The organism is Meiothermus taiwanensis WR-220 (assembly GCF_003568585.1).
GTDB classification, from domain to species: Bacteria; Deinococcota; Deinococci; order Deinococcales; family Thermaceae; genus Meiothermus; species Meiothermus taiwanensis.
This window is the reverse complement of sequence record NZ_CP021130.1, coordinates 129,399-145,681: the sequence shown is the minus strand read 5'-3', so window position 1 is coordinate 145,681 and position 16,283 is coordinate 129,399. Positions and strand designations below refer to the sequence as shown.

Genomic DNA, 16,283 nt, shown 5'->3' with positions numbered 1-16,283 from the left:
TTGACCCTTTATCCCACCCGCGCCACCTCGACCCCATCCCGCAGGTATACCCTGGGCAGGCGCGCAGCCAGCCGCACCGCCGGCTCGTAGCTGACGGTTCCGGTCAGCTCGGCCCAGCCCCACAGGCTGCTGGTGGGGTCGAAGTCGGGGGTGACCACCTCGAAGACCTGCTCCAGGCCCACCGGCCCCGGCAGCTTCACGGTGATCTGATCCATCGAGACCCGGCCCACCACCGGGCAGGTGCAGGGCTGGGCATCCGGGTAATACCGAACCGTTGCCCGGTTGAAGACCAGGCGGGGGATGCCATCGGCGTAGCCCACCGGCAGGGTGGCGATCCACTCCCGGCCCTGGGTGGTGTAGAGACCGCTGTAGCCGATTCTGCGCCCGGGTGGCAGCTCTTTGACCTGGGTGGGTTTGGCCAGCAGGCGGGCGATGGGCTTCAGGCCCAGGTGGGGCAGCAGGCCATACAGGCCAATGCCCGGACGTACTGCGCTCAGGCCATACTCGCCAAAGTTAAAGGTTCCAGCGGTGTTGCACAGGTGGTAAAAGTAGCCCGGCCCAAACACCTGCTGCACCCGCTGGAAACTGGCTATTTGCTCTTTTGTCCAGAGCACGTCCTCCTCCGCATCGGCGAAGTGGGAGTAGATGCCCTGGATGAGCAGGTTTTCGTAGCGAAGAAAGTGTTCTTTGACTGCTGGGGCCTCTTCGGGTTGGAAGCCCACCCGGCCCATGCCGGTGTCGAACTCGAGGTGCACCGTCACCGGTCTGCCCAGGGCGTTGAGGGCTTGGGCGCTCTCGAGGGTCGAGATAGAGGGAATCAGGTCTAGCTCCACCACCTCCCTGGCCTGCTGGGGGTGCAGACTCCCCATCAGCAAGATGCGGGCCACAATGCCGGCCTTGCGCAGCTCGCGGGCTTCGTCGGTGGTGGCTACCGCCAGCCCCCAGGCCCCTAAGCGCAGCAGTTCCTTGCCCACCTCCACCGCCCCATGCCCATAGGCGTTGGCCTTAACCACGCCAATCACCTGGGTATTCCCAGCTCTGGAGCGCAGCAGGTTGTAGTTGTGGGCTAAAGCATCGAGGTTGATTTCCAGCCAGGCGGGCCGCATGGCTGCTAGTTTATACTTTGCGAATCTTCATGCTCTGCACCTGACCGGTCTCGGCGTTGATGCGGAAGATCTTGTACTCGCGGGTGCGGGCCGCATCGCCCAGGCTCAGGTAGGCGGTGGGCTCGCGTACCACAAAGGAGAGGGTCACCTCCCAGAACCGATTATCGGGGGTGAGCTCGACCTCCTCGAGCCGCAGCTCGGGAATCTGCTTTTCGTTGAAGAGGGTCTGGATGTACTCGGTGGCGATCCTGACCGCTTCCTTGACCTCGAGCATAGACAAGCCGATTGTACCGCAACAAAGGCCGCTTCTGGTGTAAGCTATTGGGCGTGCCGCGCAAAATCATCCTCGACTGCGACCCCGGACATGACGATGCCATCGCCATCATGCTGGCCTTAGCCAGCGAGGAGCTCGAGGTGCTGGGCATCACCACCGTGCATGGCAACGTGGGCCTCGAGCGCACCACCCGCAACGCCCTGGTGGTGCGGGAGGTGCTGGGCAAAAGCGTGCCCATCTACGCCGGAGCCGACCGCCCCCTGGTGCGCGACCGCATCAGCGCCGAGGCTGTGCACGGGGTCTCCGGGCTGGAAGGCCCCCACCTGCCCACCCCAACCGGCCAGGTGGAGCCGCAGCACGCGGTACACTTCATCATCGAACAGGTGCTCCGGTACCCCGGCGAGGTCACGCTGGTGCCGGTGGGCCCTCTCACCAACATCGCGCTGGCTATGCGCCTCGAGCCGCGCATCATCCCCCAGATTAGGGAAATCGTGCTGATGGGCGGCTCGATTGATATTGGCAACTGGACACCGAGCGCCGAGTTTAACATCCTGTGCGATCCCCATGCCGCCAAAATTGTCTTTGGGGCCGGGGTTCCGCTGGTGATGATGGGCCTCAACCTGACCCATCAAACCATCGCCCATCCCGAACGGGTGGCGCGCTTCCGGGCCCTGGGAACACGGGTCGGCAACTTCGTGGCTGAGCTGCTCGAGTTCTTCCGCGAACACCATGTTCAGCGCTACAAATGGGACGGGGCCCCCATCCACGATGCCTGCGCCGTGGCCTATTTGCTGCGCCCCGGGCTGTTCAAAACCGCTATGTTCAACGTGGAGATCGAGGCCAACGAGGGGCTGGCCTTTGGGCGCACGGTCTGCGACTACTGGCGGGTGACCGGCCGGCAACCCAACTGCGAGGTGGGCCTCGAGGTTGATGTGGACGGATTCTACAACCTGCTGCTGGAGCGCATTGCGCGCTATGCGTAGCGCCCCAGTGCGCAGGGCTCTTCCACCGCTGAAGGGTATAAGCTATAGGCCATGAGCATTGTGGTGGTGGGGAGCATCAACATGGATCTGGTGGTGCGGGTCAAACGGCATCCGGTTCCCGGCGAAACCCTTCTGGGCTCGGATTACGAAACCCATTACGGGGGAAAAGGGGCCAACCAGGCCGTGGCCGCCGCGCGCCTGTTGGCCCGCCCCACACCCCCCAAGAGCGCCGGCCCCAGCCCGGCCCCCGGGGTGCGGATGATCGGCAGGGTGGGGCAGGACGAGTTCGGCCAGCAGCTGCGCAACGCCCTCAAGCGTGAGGGTATCAATGTGAGCGCCACCCTTCCCATCGTAGCCCCTACCGGCGTAGCCTTCATTGCCATTGATGAAGAAGGGCAGAACACCATCATCGTTTCGCCGGGGGCCAACCACCGCCTGCGGCCCGAACACCTCTCCCCCGCCGAGTTCGAGGGGGCCCGGGTGGTGGTCTTGCAGCTGGAGATTCCCCTCGAGACTGTGCGACGGGCGGCTGAGCTGGGCCGCCAGGCAGGCGCCCAGGTCATCCTGAACGCAGCGCCCGCGCAAAAGCTGCCCGATAAGCTCCTAAGCCACATCGACATCCTGGTGGTCAACGAGATCGAGGCCCTGGGCCTGAGCGGGGTAAAGCCCGACTCGCCCGAGATGGCCCTCGAGGTAGCCCAGCTGCTGACCGAGAAAGTGCCCACCGTCATCATCACCCTGGGCGAACAGGGCGCGGTATGGGTATCCCCCCAGGGCCGAGGGCATCAGCCGGCTCCCGCAGTGCAGGCCATCGACACCACCGGGGCGGGCGACGCTTTCATCGGAGCCCTGGCCGCAGCCCTCTGCGAGGGAAGACCCCTGGCCCAGGCAGTGGCCCACGGCTGTGTGGCCGGGGCCCTGGCCACCACCAAAACCGGCGCTCAATCCTCGCTGCCCTGGCGCGAGGAGGTGTGCGCGCGGCTCGAGCTTTGAAGGTTACCCGCGGTGCTGCTTGCGGTCTACCACCTAACCGAGTATTCCTACCCCGACGCGGCGCGGGACTCCTTCAACGAGCTGTGGCTTTATCCAGTCGACGACCACCGCCAGGGGCTTTTGGAGTTTCGCCTTCAGATTACACCCCAGGCCCCGGCCCGTAGCCGGCAGGACTACTTTCATAACCGGGTGTACAGCTTTCACCTGCATCACCCCCACACCACCCTGCGGATCGAAACCCAGGCCAAAGTCCTGACCTTTGCCATGCCAGAGCCACGGCCGGTACCCCTTCAGGCCTTGAAAAGCCTGAGGCCTAGGTTCTTTGAGTATCTGTCACCCACGCCCAGGGTACCCCTGCACCACGACTGGCTCGAGCTCCTGGGTGTGCGCCGCCCTCTTCCCCACGAAAACCTGCACAGCTACCTGCTGGAAGTGACGGAGCACCTCCACCGGAGTTTTCGCTACGACACCGCTGCCACCGAGCTAAACACCCCGCTGCTCCAATTTGTGGAGGGCCGGGCTGGGGTCTGCCAGGACTACGCCCAGGCCATGCTGGCGGTTCTGCGCAGCGTGGGAATTCCGGCCCGGTATGTCTCAGGGTATCTGGCCACAGGGGTTGGCTCACAGGGCAGCCACGCCTGGGTTGAAGCCTTCGTGCCCGGCTCGGGCTGGTATGGTTACGATCCCACCAACAACTCCACCATTACCGAGCAGTACATCAAAAAAGCCCACGGGCGCGACTACGACGACTGCCCGCCGCTCAAGGGGCTTCGCCGTGGAGGGGGCCAGGAGCGTCTGAACGTGCTGGTTCAGGTCAAGGTGCTGTAGGGTGGCCGGCCCTATGGCTGCTTGCGCGCAAACCCCATTCGCAAGCAGTGTTCTTCCCGAAAACGGCCCCATCTAGGGACTGCGGGTAGGGCGCAGAAGGCTCTGGGTGGGCAGGCGGTAACCGTGGTTGTCGGGGGCGTCGTCGGTGGCAGCGGTAATCACCCGCCCCGATTTAAGCTGGGTGCCCTCCCCAACGAGGTACACTGCGCCCCAGGGGCGGTAGGTGCTGGTGAGGGTGTCTTTTTGCACCCTGCCATTGGAGAATCGAATGGTACGGTGCACCTGCACCGTAGCCCCTTCGGCGGCCCAGTCTACCTGCACAAAGCGCTGCGCCGGCAGTTCGGGGCTAACGATATAGCGGGTTGGTAGTGCTGGCGTGCGGCTGAGCGTGACGGGGTTGCTCCAGGTAACCTGGCGCTCCTTAGTACCGAAAATTCGGAAGGTGAGCTGGCTGCCGCTCACGCTGCTCTGGATTAGCAGGTGGCCGGGGGTATCGTTTTTGAACTTAAGGTCGAGGGAGGGCAGAAACACCGCGGCATCGAGGCCGGTGGGCTGGTAGTAGCGCACCTGGTAGCTGTGGGGCCGGCGCTGCACGATGGGCAGCCCGGAGAAGTAAGCCGCGCGGAAGAGGGTAGTGGAGACCTGGCACATCCCCCCACCCACCCCCTCCACCGTCTGTTCGCCGGAGATGACGAAGGCTTTTTTGAAGCCGGTGCGTTCGGAGACCTCGCCCATGGCCTGGGCGAAGGAGAAGGTCTCGCCGGGCGCTATCTGCACACCGTTGAGGCGGCTGGCCGCGAGCTGGATGTTGTAGCGGCGTTCGTAGGAGGAACCGGCAAAGGAGGTGGTGGCCTCGGCCAAAAGCTGACGAATGCCCAGGTTGTAGAAATATGGCGTGCCTCGAGGGTGCAGGGTGTGGCGCACCGGCAGCAAAAACTCTGGCTGGCCCGTCCGCAGGGCCTCGAGGTAGCGCTTTTTTGCCTCGGCCAGGTCGAAGCTGTGGCCCATCTGGTCTTGCAACACCCAGTCCTTCAAAGCCGTGTCGTAGCGCCAGCGGGCCTCGAGGGCAGGCCGGGCGGCCTTACCGAGCAGGGCCGGAAGCTGCCCCACCCCCCCAATCTTGAGGCGCTGGGGCACCCCTACAGTTACAATCTGGCCTTTTTCAATGCGGTTTTCTAAGGCGTAGTAAAGGCCGTCCGGCCCCGCCAAAGCCAACGAAATCCAGCAAAAAATAGCCAGTGTGGCAGCACGCATACCCCACTCTAAGGCCCAGAGTACTCAAAAAATGTGCAAACTAACCCTGGCCCTGCGCATGCCGGGCCATCCAGCTTTGCAGCACAGCCTCGTATTGCTCGGGCGTCAGGCGCACCCGCTGGTAAAAACCCGCCTGCAAACGCTGCCGCTGAGCCTCGAACAGGATCACCGCCGCTGCCACCGAGACGTTCAGGCTTTGCACCATGCCCATCATGGGAATCAGAATGTGACCATCGGCCAGCTCGGCGGCCTCCGGCGAGACCCCCCACTTCTCGGTGCCCAGCAGGATACAGGTCGGGCGGGTGTAATCGGCCTGGCGATAGTCCACGGCCCGCTCGGAAAAATGCGCGGCCAGCACCTGAAACCCCTGCGACCTCAGGTGGGCAAAGGCCGAGGCGGTGTCTGGGTGGACACGAAGCTCGATCCACTTGGCCGCCGAGCCGGAGGTCTCGTTGAAGGTTCTGCCCTTGAGGCTCAGATCCTCGGTTTCTTCCAGGTTTGGAATACCGTGCTTGGCCGGAATGGCGTGGGCCTCGAGCACCCCCACCGCGTCGCAAGAGCGCAGAATGGCCGAGAAGTTGTGGGGCTTGTGCACCCGCTCCATCAGCACCGTCAGATCGGGCTGGCGTTTGTCCAATACGGCGCGAATCCTGGCAAGGCGTTCTGGCGTCACGGAGGTTTATTGTACTGTGCCAAAATGACGGCATGAAAGCCATCGTGGTTGAACAAAACGGCCCGCCCGAGCACCTGCGCTACCAGGAGGTGCCCGAACCTTGCCCCGGGCCCGACGAGGTGCTGGTGCGCACCACCCTGACCAGCCTCAACTACGCCGACGTGCAGGCCCGGCGGGGCGGCTACGAGGCGGGTTCGCCTCCCCCCTTCATACCGGGGCTGGATGCAGTAGGGGTTATAGAGGCGCTGGGGGCAGGGGTAGAGGGCCTGAGGGTAGGGCAGCGGGTAGCGGTGTTTACGAGTGGGGGCTCGTATGCCGAAAAGGTACTGGCTAAAGCGGTGCTGACTTACCCGGTGCCCGATGAGCTTTCCGACGAGGCGGTCTCGGGCCTGACCGCCCTGGTGACGGCCTACAACACCCTGACCTGGGCCGGGCGGTTGCAGCAAAACGAGAGCGTGCTGGTGCACGCCGCTGCGGGTGGCGTGGGCAGCCTGGCGGTGCAGATGGCAAAGGCCCTGGGTGCAGGGCTGGTCATCGGAACCGTGGGGCATCCGGCCAAGGCCGAGTTCGTCCGTGGTCTGGGGGCCGATGCCGTGATGGGGTATGAGGGCTTTGCCGAGCGGGTGCTCGAGCAAACCCAGCAAAAAGGCGTCGACCTGATCCTCGACTCGGTGGCGGGGGAGGTTTTTAGCCAGGGTATGCGCTGCCTGGCCCCTTTTGGCCGCCTGGTGGTGTATGGGCACGCCAGCGGGCAGGCCGGTAGCTTCGAGACCCGCCCGCTGCACCGCCAGAGCAAGGCCGTCATCGGCTACAGCAGCGGGCACTACCGGCGCAATCGGCCCGGGTTGTTGCGGCCCACCGTGGAGGCCGTCTTTGCGCTGCTCCGCTCAGGCAAGATCCGGCTCCAGGTGGGCGCACGCTTCCCGCTCGAGCAGGCCGCCCAAGCCCACACCCTAATGGAAAGCCGTCAGAGCACCGGCAAAATCTTGCTTTACCCCTAAACTTCTCGCTCGGTGCGCGAGAGCGGCCAGCTCGATACTTCGTTGAGCGCCGCCACCTCCTCCGCGCTTAGTTGTAGCTGCACGGCCGGTAGCAGGTCTTGCAGCTGCTGTACGGTATTGGCCCCCACAATCGGGGCGGTGATGAAGGGGCGCGATAGCTGCCAGGCCAGGGCCACCTGGGCCGGATGCGCTCCGTGCTGCTGGGCAATTTCCAGCACCTTATCCAGTATCTTCCAGTTCTGCTCGCTAAAGCGCCCGCTGGCGATGCCCTGGGCCCGCACGCTCTCGGGCAGGGGCTGGTCGCGCCGGTACTTGCCGGTCAGAAAGCCACCGGCCAGGGGGCTGTAGGGAATGACACCCAGACCATAGGTCTCGCAGACACGAGCCAGCTCGCGCTCGAAGTTCATGCGGGTGGGCAGGGTCAGGCTGTACTCCGGCTGGATCGAGACAAAACTCTCAAAACCATGCTTATCCGAGGCCCACAAAGCCTGCATTAGGCGCCAGGCCGAGAAGTTGGAGCAGCCAATATAGCGCACGTAGCCTTTGCGCACCAGGTCGGTCAGGGCCGAGAGGGTCTCTTCGATGGGCACCTGGTTGTCTACCCAGTGCACCTGGTACAGGTCGATGTGGTCGATCTGCAGGCGGCGCAGGCTGTCCTCCACCGCCCGCATAATCCAGGCCCGCGAGAGCCCCTCACGCTGCAAAGGGTGGTTGCGCCCCTCCGAACCCCCCGGCCCCATGGGGCCGCGCACCTTGGTAGCCACAATTACGCGGTCGCGCAGCCCCCGGCTTTTAAGCCAGCGCCCAATAATCTCCTCCGAGACCCCGCCGGGGTTGCCAGGCGCCCAGGTGCTGTAGATGTCGGCGGTATCGATCAGGTTACCGCCCGCCTCCACGAAAGCGTCCATGATGGCAAACGCCGTGGGTTCGTCGGCCGTCCAGCCAAACTGCATGGTGCCGAGGGCGATGGGGTGAACAAACAGACCGGATTTTCCTAGTTTGCGGTAGCGCATAGGGCCTGATTCTACGGCCATCGGCCCTCGAGCATTGCAAGATTTTTCATCTTTGCCCCTGGCGGCTCAGGGTTTAGGAGGCGGGCAGGTTGTGGGCGTTGGCCCGCAGGCGCTCGATGAGGGGACGCAGCAGCTCACGCTTGAGCTTGAGCGACTGGCGGTTCACGATAAAACGAGCGGTGGAGTGGGCCAGCACCTCGACCTCGAGCAGACCCGCCGCCTTGAGGGTGGCCCCGGTCTGCACCACGTCCACCACCGCATCGGCCAGCCCGGTAAGGGCGGCCAGCTCAACATTGCCGGCCAGCTCGATGATATCGGCCACCATTCCCCGCTCGCGCAGCACCTGTGCGGTAAAGCGGGGGTACTTGGTGGCAATCCGGCGGATGGGCCCGGTCGCAGCGGGGTGGCGGATGAGGGAAAGGCGGCAGGCCCCCGTGCCCAGATCCACCGGCTCGTACACATCGCGCCCCGACTCCAGCAACACATCGTTGCCCACCACCCCCACATCGGCAATGCCCAGGTCGACGTAGGTGGGCACGTCGTGGTTGCGCAGCTCGAGCACCGCCACCCCCCCCTCCCGCCCATGCAGCAAGGCCCGTTCGCCCTCGAGGGGGGGAAGTTCCAGTCCAGCCTGTACCAGGGCCCTGTAGCCATCCGCGAAGTTGCGCCCCTTGGGTAAAGCCACCACCAGCGTAAAGCGTCCTCGAATCATCCGAGCTTCCTTATATCACATCCCGGCTGGCCTTATTCCCCCAGCCATTCTTTGCCACCCAGGACGGCTACAACCCGCCCATCCGCTACGATGCCACCGGCTCCGCCCGCACCTCGGGGGTGTGGTCGTGGTCGGGAACCAGGTCTTCGGCCTCCCGCACCACCCGGAAGAAGTAACCCCCAAACCCTACCATCATCCCCAGCAGGCCGCTGATCACCAACAAAAGCGCCATTCCGGCCCCGGGCCCCACCCCCACCAGACCGCCAAAAACACCGGCCAGGGCCCCACCGGGCATCATGGCCGGGGTCAGCACCCGGTCGGCCAGGGGGCCGGCCACCAGCATGGCCAGGGGCCCGGCCACCCAGGCAATCATGCGCCGGGCCGCAAACACCTTGCCCTGCACATCGGGGGGCACTTTGGCCTGCCAGATGGCCTGATTGGAGCCGTTCAAAATGGGCACGATCAGGGCAAAAATAAAAGCGCAGGCCGCCCAGACCCACACGCTTTGCCCCAGACCCAGCAACACACTGCCAAAAAAGCTCGAGAGCACCCAGCCCAGCAACACCCCGTGCACCTTGCGGCGGGGGCCACCCCAGGTGGAGAGCAGTACCCCACCCAGCACGCCCCCTACCCCCGCGGCGCTTTGCACGGTCGCGAGGGCGGTCTCGCTCGAGGCCGTGCGGGCCAGAATCATCGCGGCCATGATGGCCGAACCCAGGTTGGCCACCAGATTGCCCAGCAAGAACACCGTCTGCAAGCCCAGCAGGCTGGGCCTGGCAAAAATGAAGCGGAAACCATACAGGGCCTCAGCCAGCAGGCCTCCCCGGCTTTCCCGTCCAGCGGCGCTTTGCTTGGGCTGCGGTACATGTACCAGCATAAGGGTGGTGAAAGCCGCCGCAAAGGTAAGCAGATCTAGTAGAAGAATGCCCCTCAGCCCCACCAGCCCCAGCAGGATGCCCGCCAGAATGGGGGCTCCAATGCCCGAAGCCGATTCTGCCAGCGAGAGCAGGCCATTGGCCCGGGCATAGTCTTTCTTGTCCACCATGGTGGAGATGGCCGCCGAGTAGGCCGGCCACTGGAAGGCGCTGGTCAGGCCGTTGAGCACACCCACCACGTACAGATGCCATATCTCGAGGTTTCCGCTCAAATACAGCAAAAATACCGCCAGCGTACCCACCGCCGCGCCCAGATCGGAGACCATCATCATGAGCTTGCGGCTGCCCCGATCGACCCAGGCCCCGGCCAAAGGCGAAATCAGGATGAGCGGCACCATATAGAAAAATCCCATCAGGGCCAGCGAGGTCGCCAGCCCGGTTTTTTCAAAGGCCCAGATGGTAAGGGCAAACTGGCTCATGCCGCTGCCCACCAGCGAGACCAGTTGCCCGAAAGCCACCAGCGTAAACCCCTTCAGTCCGGTTAATTGCGCTCGCATATTGCAGTCAAACGGCCTGGGCACAAGGCCTGGCCCAGACCCCCTTCCCTGTTAGTGTAGGTAAAGCCTACTCCACGAAAAATACAAAACTTAGAGTAGGATACAAGCATGCTCCAGACACGCCTGGTCGATAATGCACTGGCCGCCCGCATTCTGGCCGATCCCAAGGCTGCGGTATTCCTCAAGCCCTTTATGTCTGGCCCCACCACCCTCAAGGCCGCTGCCGAGGTGTTGAATCTGCCCATCCAGGCCATGCACTATCGGGTCGAGCGGATGTGCAAGGCCGGCTTGTTGGAAGTGGTGGCTATATCGCAAAGACCCGGGCGGCCCATCAAGCACTACCAGGCCACCGCTACCTCTTTTCGTGTTCCCCTGGAACTGATACCCCAGCGGCTCTTAGAGAACCTGAGCGGCCATGCTTTCTGGAAAGCCCTGCTCGAGCGCAGCCTGCAAAAAGCCCTTAGAGCGCATGAGTACGGATCGGAAATCGTGGTCTACCGCAACGCAGACGGGCTATTGGTCTGGGGCTCCAACCTCGAGGATGAATCCAGTCCACCCGAGCACCTAGATCCCCAGCACCCGGCCATTCTCAATTTCTGGAACGGGGGTCTGATGCTGGATAGACACGATGCCAAAGCGCTGCAGCGCGATCTTTGGGAACTCTATGAACGCTATGCCCACCGGAACGGCGCGGAAAAATACGTGCTACACCTGGGCCTGGCTCCAACCCATGAGGTATGAGCCCAGGTGCCCAGCGTGTGGGCAAATCGGGGTAGGGCACTCGAGCCACAAAGAGGCCGGGAGCGCAGCGAACTAGCCGAAAATTGGCCTTGCATACCCCACAGCCTTGCATAGCCTTGACGCATAGCGTATATGGGTATATACTTTATTTATCAGCCCCGGAAAACGGGGGTTTTTTATTTAACATGGCCAAAGAACGTTTAGACAAAGTATTGGGGCACCTGGGTGTAGGAACCCGCAAAGAAATACACCGGCTGGCCCGCGCAGGCCTGATTACCGTTGACGGCGAGACCATCACCGACGCGGGCTATAAGTTTGATCCCACCCAGGCCCGCATCGAAGTGGCTGGAGAACCGCTATCGTATCAAAAATACTTTTACCTGCTGCTTAACAAACCTGCTGGCTACATCACCTCGACCAAAGACCACGACGGCATCCCCATTACAGCCCTGCTACCCGAAGCCTTCCAGCGCGACGACTGGATGCCGGTAGGACGCCTGGACAAAGATACCGAGGGCCTTTTGCTGCTCACCACCGACGGCGAGTTGCTGCACCGGCTGACCCATCCGCGCTGGAAGGTAACCAAGCGCTACTACGTGGAGCTGGCCAGCCCGGCAACCCCCGAGGATGTCGCCGTCTTTGCGGCGGGTACGCTCGAGCTAGAAGGCGAGCCGATCCAGCCCGCGGAGCTGTACCTGGGCCCCGACCCCTATAAGGTAGAGCTGGTCCTCCGCGAAGGTCGTTTCCATCAGGTCAAGCGGATGTTTGCCGCTCGAGGCAACCAGGTAACCTACCTCAAGCGCCTGGCCTTCGGGCCGCTCTGGCTTCCCCCCGATCTGCCCTCGGGGGCCAGCCGCGCACTTACATCAGATGAAATAAATGCCCTCTACGAGGCGGTGGGAATGCGAACCGGAAACTAAAAGCCTTCCCGCGCCAAGAATAGCAGGCTCTGCAAAAATGCAAGGTGGGAGGCAAAAATCCCCTGCACAACAGGCACCCACGCCCCAGCCCCAAACTATAAATTGTAAAGTGAGGCATGGTTGTCCGGGGTATATCCGCTAGAGTGAGCCGCGGTATGGAAGCAGTAAGCGAGCGCATCCTCTCAGTCAAAGACGCGGTGCTCACCCGTCGTAGCATCCGCAAGTTCAAGCCCCAACCCATTCCCAAAGAGGTGCTGGAGGAAATCTTGTCACTGGCCCTCAAAGCGCCCAGCTCCAACAACCTCCAGCCCTGGCGGGTGGTGGTGGTACAAAACCCCGAGCTAAAGGAGCGCCTGCGCGAAGCTGCCAACAACCAGGCCCAGGTAAGTCTCGCTCCTGCGGTGTTGGTGGTGTATAGCGATATGAAGGATACCCTCGAGCACGTGGAGGAAACCCTCCATCCCGGCTTTTCCGAGGAGCAAAAACAGATCCGGGCCGCCAATCTGCGCAAAGCCTGGGAAAGCAAAAGCGATGAGGAGCGCGAAAACTGGGGTAAGGCCCAGGGCTTTATCTTGCTGGCCTTCTTGATGCTAATTGCCCGCGGGTTCGGCTACGACACCGTCCCGATGGGCGGGTTCAATGCCGGCAAGGTAAAAGAAATTCTGAATTTACCCCCGCACGTTGCCATCACAGCACTGTTACCCATTGGTGTCGCCGATGAAGCCGGCTTCGAGCACCACCGCCACGAGCTACAGCGGGTGGTGCGCTGGCAGTAGCCAGGGTAGATGACGCTGGCACAAGAGCAGGCCATGCCCATTGGGCTGTAGGATAAAGGTATGTACGAGTTTCTGCTCTCTTTCCACAACATCGCCCGCTGGCTGGTGCTGCTCGCCGCAGCATACCTGATCTACCGAAGCGTTATAGGGCTCAAAAACCGTGTCTATACAGCCACGGATCGCCGCGCCGGCCAGGTGTATACCGGTCTGATAGATCTCCAGCTGCTTCTGGGTGTTTTATTGATGCTGCTGAGTCCCTTTGTTCAAAGCGCACTGAACAACCCAGGCGCGGCCATGCAAAACAGCCAAACCCGCTTTTTTATAGCAGAGCACTGGGTACTGATGCTGGCTGCGCTGGTATTGGCCCATATAGGGGGTGTTCGCAGCAAAAAAGCCACCGACGCCTTGCTAAAACATCGTCAGGCGCTAATCTGGTATGGCTCGAGCCTCGCGCTGGTGCTGCTGGCCATTCCCTGGTGGCGCCCCCTGCTGCGCCTTGGGTAGCGGTCTCAACAAATCAACAGAGGAGGCCGAGGCCTCCTCTGTTGGAAGGGATTGCCGGTTTACTTCTTAACGGCTTCCTTCAGAGCTTTGCCAGGCTTGAAGGCGGGGTACTTGGAAGCGGGGATTTTGATCTTTTGGGTGGTGCCAGGCTTCACGCCGGTGCGGGCTTTACGGCTGCGCACTTCGAAGGTGCCGAAGCCGGTCAACTGCACTTTATTACCGGCCTTGAGGGCTTCTTCGACTTTGCTCAGGAAAGCGTCCACGGCGGCCTTGGCGTCTTTTTTCTTCAAGCCAGCAGTAGCGGCCACTTGGTCAATCAGGTCGGCTTTGGTTTTGGTTTTCTTTGCTGCAGCTCGTGCCATACTGTTACCTCCTTTATTTTCCCTTCGGCACGGAGTGTATCACAGCCAATCTACAAATTGCAAGCACCAGAGCAGTGTTCAAGGCAATTTCGTTTCAAACAGAATGCCTAAACCGTGGGCTTTCGGTGGTACTGGGGGGGCAAAAGTGCGGTCACAGCAGCCTCGAGGCGGTGTGTGACCTCTTCCAAAGTCTGGTGGTCGGGCTTGCCTGGAGGGAGCACGATGGGATCTCCAAACACCACCCGGATCCTGCGACGAAGGCGCGGCCACCGGCCCACCGGCCAGGCTTTATCGCTGCCGATGATGGCGGCCGGAACAATCACCGCGCCCGTGCGCAGGGCAATGGCCGCCGCACCGGTTTTGAAGGGCTCGATAAAGCCGGTGCGGCTGCGCCGTCCCTCGGGAAAGATGCCAAAGGCCATGCCGTTTTTGAGCACGCGGATGGCGGCCTTAATCGCCCCCAAGTCCCCCGAGCCCCTCGAGACCGGAATCACGTACAGGCGCGGTAAAAGCCAGCGCAGGATGGGATAGTTGAACACATCGTCGCGCGACATGTAGCTCACCACCCGGGGGCAGGCCACCCCCATCACCACCGGATCGAGGAAGGACATGTGGTTGGAGGCCAGGATCACCGGGCCTTCCTTGGGAATTTTCTCGGCCCCTTCAACCTTCAGGCCAAACAAGACCTGCAGCAAGAACCGCGCAATCACCTTACAGACCTTGTACACGCCCAAGCCGTACTCGTACATGGCCCAACCATCATAAGCACAAAGCCCGGTTTGAGCACCGCGCAAAAAAGGGTTCAGTCCAGTTTCACCACCACCCGCCCCCGCACCTGCCCCTGCAGGATGGCCTGGGCCAGCGCCGGCACCTCCTCCAGGCTCACGGTTTGCAGGGTGGCTTCCAGCAAGGGCTTGGGCAGTTCGCGGGCCAGGCGTTGCCAGGCCAGGAGGCGCTTTTCTTTAGGGCACATCACCGAGTCGATGCCCAGCAGGTTGACCCCGCGCAGAATAAAGGGGAAGACGGTGGTCTCGAGCCTCGCCCCCCCGGCGTTGCCACAGGCCGCCACGCTGCCGCCGTAGGCCATGCGCGGCAGCACCCCGGCCAGCACCGCCCCACCCACGGTGTCCACCGCCCCACCAAAGCGTTCGGACTCGAGGGGTTTGCTGGGTGCACTGAGCGCCGCGCGATCCAGTATTTCGTGAGCCCCCAACGATTTCAGATAGGCTTCTTCCTGCAAGCGGCCCGTGGAGGCCACCACCCGGTAGCCCCGCTGGGCTAAAAGTGCAACGGCCAGGCTGCCCACCCCCCCGGCGGCGCCGGTGACCAGCACCTCTTTGGCAGGGTCTATGGAATGGGCCTCGAGGGCCATCACCGCCAGCATGGCGGTAAAACCCGCCGTACCGATGCCCATGGCCTGCTTTAGGGTGAGCCCCTCGGGCAGGGGCACCAGCCACTCCGCGCGCACCCGGGCCAGCTCGGCCAGCCCCCCCCAGTGCCGCTCCCCCAGGCCCCAGCCGGTCAGGATCACCGGGTCGCCCGGCCTGTACTCCGGCGAGGCCGACTCCAGGACGGTGCCGGCCAGGTCGATGCCCGGAACCATGGGGAAGCTGCGGATCACCTTGCCCGCGCCGGTGATCGCCAGGCCGTCCTTGTAGTTGAGGCTGCTGTAGGCCACCCGCACCAGCACCTCACCCGGCGGCAGCTCGTCTAAGCGGGCCTGCCGGATATGGGCAGTGTAGGGGTCGCCCGACTCCACCACCAGTGCCTTGAAGGTTTGCATGGCCCTAGATTACCCGATGGGCCTTGGGCCAGCACAATCCGGCCGGCGGTGTTAGGCTGGTGGTATGCCTTCTTTGCTGGTCAGCGCCCAATGGCTGCACGCGCACCTAGGCGACGAGCGGCTGCGGATTGTGGACTGTCGCTTTTCCCTGCAAGACCCCCTGGCCGGACGGCAGGCCTACGTGGCCGGGCACATCCCCGGGGCCCTGTACCTCGACCTGGAGCAGGACCTCTCGGGGCCGGTGCGGCCCGACCGTCGGGGGGGCCGCCACCCCCTGCCCAGCCCGGAGACCCTGGCCCAAACCCTGGGCCAGGCCGGCATCGGCAATGAGCATTTTGTGGTGGCCTACGACGACCCCCCTGCGGGCGGCATGTATGCCCCGCGCCTGTGGTGGCTGCTGCGCTGGCTGGGCCACGATGAGGTGGCCGTGCTGGACGGCGGCATCGGGGCCTGGCGGGAGGCCGGGTATGAGGTCTCTACCTCGGAGGTGAGGCATGCGCCGACTGCCTTCAAACCCAACCCTCGACCTGAGATGGTGGTGGACGCCGAGTATGTGGCCCGCCGGCCAGCGGGTACCATCCTGATCGATTCCCGGGCCCCCGAGCGCTACCGGGGCGAGGTGGAGCCCATAGACCCGGTGGCCGGCCATATTCCGGGGGCCATCAACCGCAACTGGCTGGACGGCCTGGAGGCCTCGGGCCGGTTCAGGCCCGCCGAAGAACAGCGAAAGCGTTTCGAGGGCCTCGAGGGCGAGATTATCGCATACTGCGGCTCGGGCGTCTCAGCCGCGGCCAATGTGCTGGCGCTGGAGCTGGCCGGCAAACAGGCCAGGCTCTACGCCGGTTCCTGGAGCGACTGGATCTCCGACCCCAGCCGCCCGGTAGCCAGGGGTCCAGAATAAACCCCCGGCCCAGGGTAAACTGGCCTT

The 16,283-nt window shown here is 63.3% G+C and carries 19 protein-coding genes; 9 read left to right on the top strand and 10 right to left on the bottom strand.

All coding sequences use genetic code 11. The features are described from left to right. Positions 1-8 precede the first annotated feature (8 nt). Both alr and MTAI_RS00775 read right to left on the bottom strand, forming a co-directional pair. Complete coding sequence (gene alr, locus MTAI_RS00780; protein WP_027886635.1) at positions 9-1,106, bottom strand: alanine racemase; 1,098 nt, start codon at positions 1,104-1,106, stop codon at positions 9-11. Between the two features lie 10 nt (positions 1,107-1,116). Beyond that, a complete protein-coding gene (locus MTAI_RS00775; protein ID WP_013012501.1) occupies positions 1,117-1,380 on the bottom strand; it encodes a hypothetical protein in 264 nt (87 codons plus the stop codon). A gap of 53 nt (positions 1,381-1,433) precedes the next feature. Between MTAI_RS00775 and MTAI_RS00770 the strand changes: the two genes are divergently transcribed. The 3 genes from MTAI_RS00770 to MTAI_RS00760 are packed head-to-tail and all read left to right on the top strand — an operon-like array spanning position 1,434 to position 4,184. Then, positions 1,434-2,363 carry a nucleoside hydrolase gene (locus MTAI_RS00770; RefSeq protein ID WP_027886636.1) on the top strand — a complete coding sequence of 310 codons (930 nt, stop codon included), beginning with the start codon at positions 1,434-1,436 and terminating at the stop codon, positions 2,361-2,363. 51 nt (positions 2,364-2,414) lie between these two features. Beyond that, positions 2,415-3,356, top strand: a complete 942-nt coding sequence (rbsK, locus tag MTAI_RS00765; RefSeq protein WP_027886637.1) for a ribokinase — start codon at positions 2,415-2,417, stop codon at positions 3,354-3,356. Positions 3,357-3,368: 12 nt separating this feature from the next. Next, entirely contained in the window at positions 3,369-4,184 is an 816-nt protein-coding gene (locus MTAI_RS00760) for a transglutaminase family protein (RefSeq protein WP_027886638.1), read from the top strand. A gap of 72 nt (positions 4,185-4,256) precedes the next feature. Here the strand turns inward: MTAI_RS00760 and MTAI_RS00755 are convergent, their stop codons facing one another. Next, complete coding sequence (locus tag MTAI_RS00755; protein ID WP_027886639.1) at positions 4,257-5,438, bottom strand: VanW family protein; 1,182 nt, start codon at positions 5,436-5,438, stop codon at positions 4,257-4,259. Between the two features lie 40 nt (positions 5,439-5,478). Further along, positions 5,479-6,111 (bottom strand): tRNA (guanosine(18)-2'-O)-methyltransferase TrmH, encoded by a 633-nt coding sequence (trmH, locus tag MTAI_RS00750; RefSeq protein WP_027886640.1) that lies wholly within the window; start codon positions 6,109-6,111, stop codon positions 5,479-5,481. Positions 6,112-6,143: 32 nt separating this feature from the next. Between trmH and MTAI_RS00745 the strand changes: the two genes are divergently transcribed. Further along, positions 6,144-7,112, top strand: coding sequence for a quinone oxidoreductase family protein (locus MTAI_RS00745; protein ID WP_027886641.1), 969 nt, complete (start codon positions 6,144-6,146; stop codon positions 7,110-7,112). Here MTAI_RS00745 and MTAI_RS00740 read toward each other — a convergent pair. The 3 genes from MTAI_RS00740 to MTAI_RS00730 all read right to left on the bottom strand — a co-directional run bounded on the left by MTAI_RS00740 (position 7,109) and on the right by MTAI_RS00730 (position 10,269). Then, positions 7,109-8,125: an aldo/keto reductase gene (locus MTAI_RS00740; protein ID WP_027886642.1), complete on the bottom strand. Its 1,017-nt coding sequence runs from the start codon at positions 8,123-8,125 to the stop codon at positions 7,109-7,111. The genes MTAI_RS00745 and MTAI_RS00740 overlap by 4 nt on opposite strands. A 73-nt stretch (positions 8,126-8,198) precedes the next feature. Then, the gene (hisG, locus tag MTAI_RS00735; protein ID WP_027886643.1) at positions 8,199-8,837 is read right to left on the bottom strand and encodes an ATP phosphoribosyltransferase; all 639 of its coding nucleotides are present in this window, start codon (positions 8,835-8,837) and stop codon (positions 8,199-8,201) included. A gap of 85 nt (positions 8,838-8,922) precedes the next feature. After that, positions 8,923-10,269, bottom strand: a complete 1,347-nt coding sequence (locus MTAI_RS00730) for an MFS transporter (protein WP_027886644.1) — start codon at positions 10,267-10,269, stop codon at positions 8,923-8,925. A 108-nt stretch (positions 10,270-10,377) separates the two neighbouring features. Here MTAI_RS00730 and MTAI_RS00725 point away from each other — a divergent pair, with 108 nt between their 5' ends. The 4 genes from MTAI_RS00725 (at position 10,378) to MTAI_RS00710 (ending at position 13,210) form a co-directional block, all read left to right on the top strand. Beyond that, a complete protein-coding gene (locus MTAI_RS00725; protein ID WP_027886645.1) occupies positions 10,378-11,010 on the top strand; it encodes a winged helix-turn-helix domain-containing protein in 633 nt (210 codons plus the stop codon). 185 nt (positions 11,011-11,195) lie between these two features. After that, the gene (locus MTAI_RS00720; protein ID WP_027886646.1) at positions 11,196-11,930 is read left to right on the top strand and encodes a pseudouridine synthase; all 735 of its coding nucleotides are present in this window, start codon (positions 11,196-11,198) and stop codon (positions 11,928-11,930) included. Positions 11,931-12,085: 155 nt separating this feature from the next. Beyond that, on the top strand, positions 12,086-12,706 hold the full coding sequence (locus MTAI_RS00715; protein WP_027886647.1) for a nitroreductase family protein: 621 nt from the start codon (positions 12,086-12,088) through the stop codon (positions 12,704-12,706). Positions 12,707-12,766: 60 nt separating this feature from the next. Then, positions 12,767-13,210: a hypothetical protein gene (locus tag MTAI_RS00710; RefSeq protein WP_027886648.1), complete on the top strand. Its 444-nt coding sequence runs from the start codon at positions 12,767-12,769 to the stop codon at positions 13,208-13,210. A gap of 59 nt (positions 13,211-13,269) precedes the next feature. Here MTAI_RS00710 and MTAI_RS00705 read toward each other — a convergent pair whose 3' ends face one another. The 3 genes from MTAI_RS00705 to acuI all read right to left on the bottom strand — a co-directional run bounded on the left by MTAI_RS00705 (position 13,270) and on the right by acuI (position 15,355). Then, positions 13,270-13,572 carry an HU family DNA-binding protein gene (locus MTAI_RS00705; RefSeq protein WP_027886649.1) on the bottom strand — a complete coding sequence of 101 codons (303 nt, stop codon included), beginning with the start codon at positions 13,570-13,572 and terminating at the stop codon, positions 13,270-13,272. Positions 13,573-13,679: 107 nt separating this feature from the next. Beyond that, positions 13,680-14,321, bottom strand: a complete 642-nt coding sequence (locus tag MTAI_RS00700) for a lysophospholipid acyltransferase family protein (RefSeq protein ID WP_027886650.1) — start codon at positions 14,319-14,321, stop codon at positions 13,680-13,682. Between the two features lie 53 nt (positions 14,322-14,374). Continuing rightward, complete coding sequence (gene acuI, locus MTAI_RS00695; protein WP_027886651.1) at positions 14,375-15,355, bottom strand: acrylyl-CoA reductase (NADPH); 981 nt, start codon at positions 15,353-15,355, stop codon at positions 14,375-14,377. Positions 15,356-15,419: 64 nt separating this feature from the next. On the opposite strand from acuI, the gene MTAI_RS00690 reads away from it, so the two are divergent. After that, positions 15,420-16,256, top strand: a complete 837-nt coding sequence (locus tag MTAI_RS00690) for a sulfurtransferase (protein ID WP_027886652.1) — start codon at positions 15,420-15,422, stop codon at positions 16,254-16,256. The last annotated feature ends 27 nt before the right edge of the window (positions 16,257-16,283 follow it).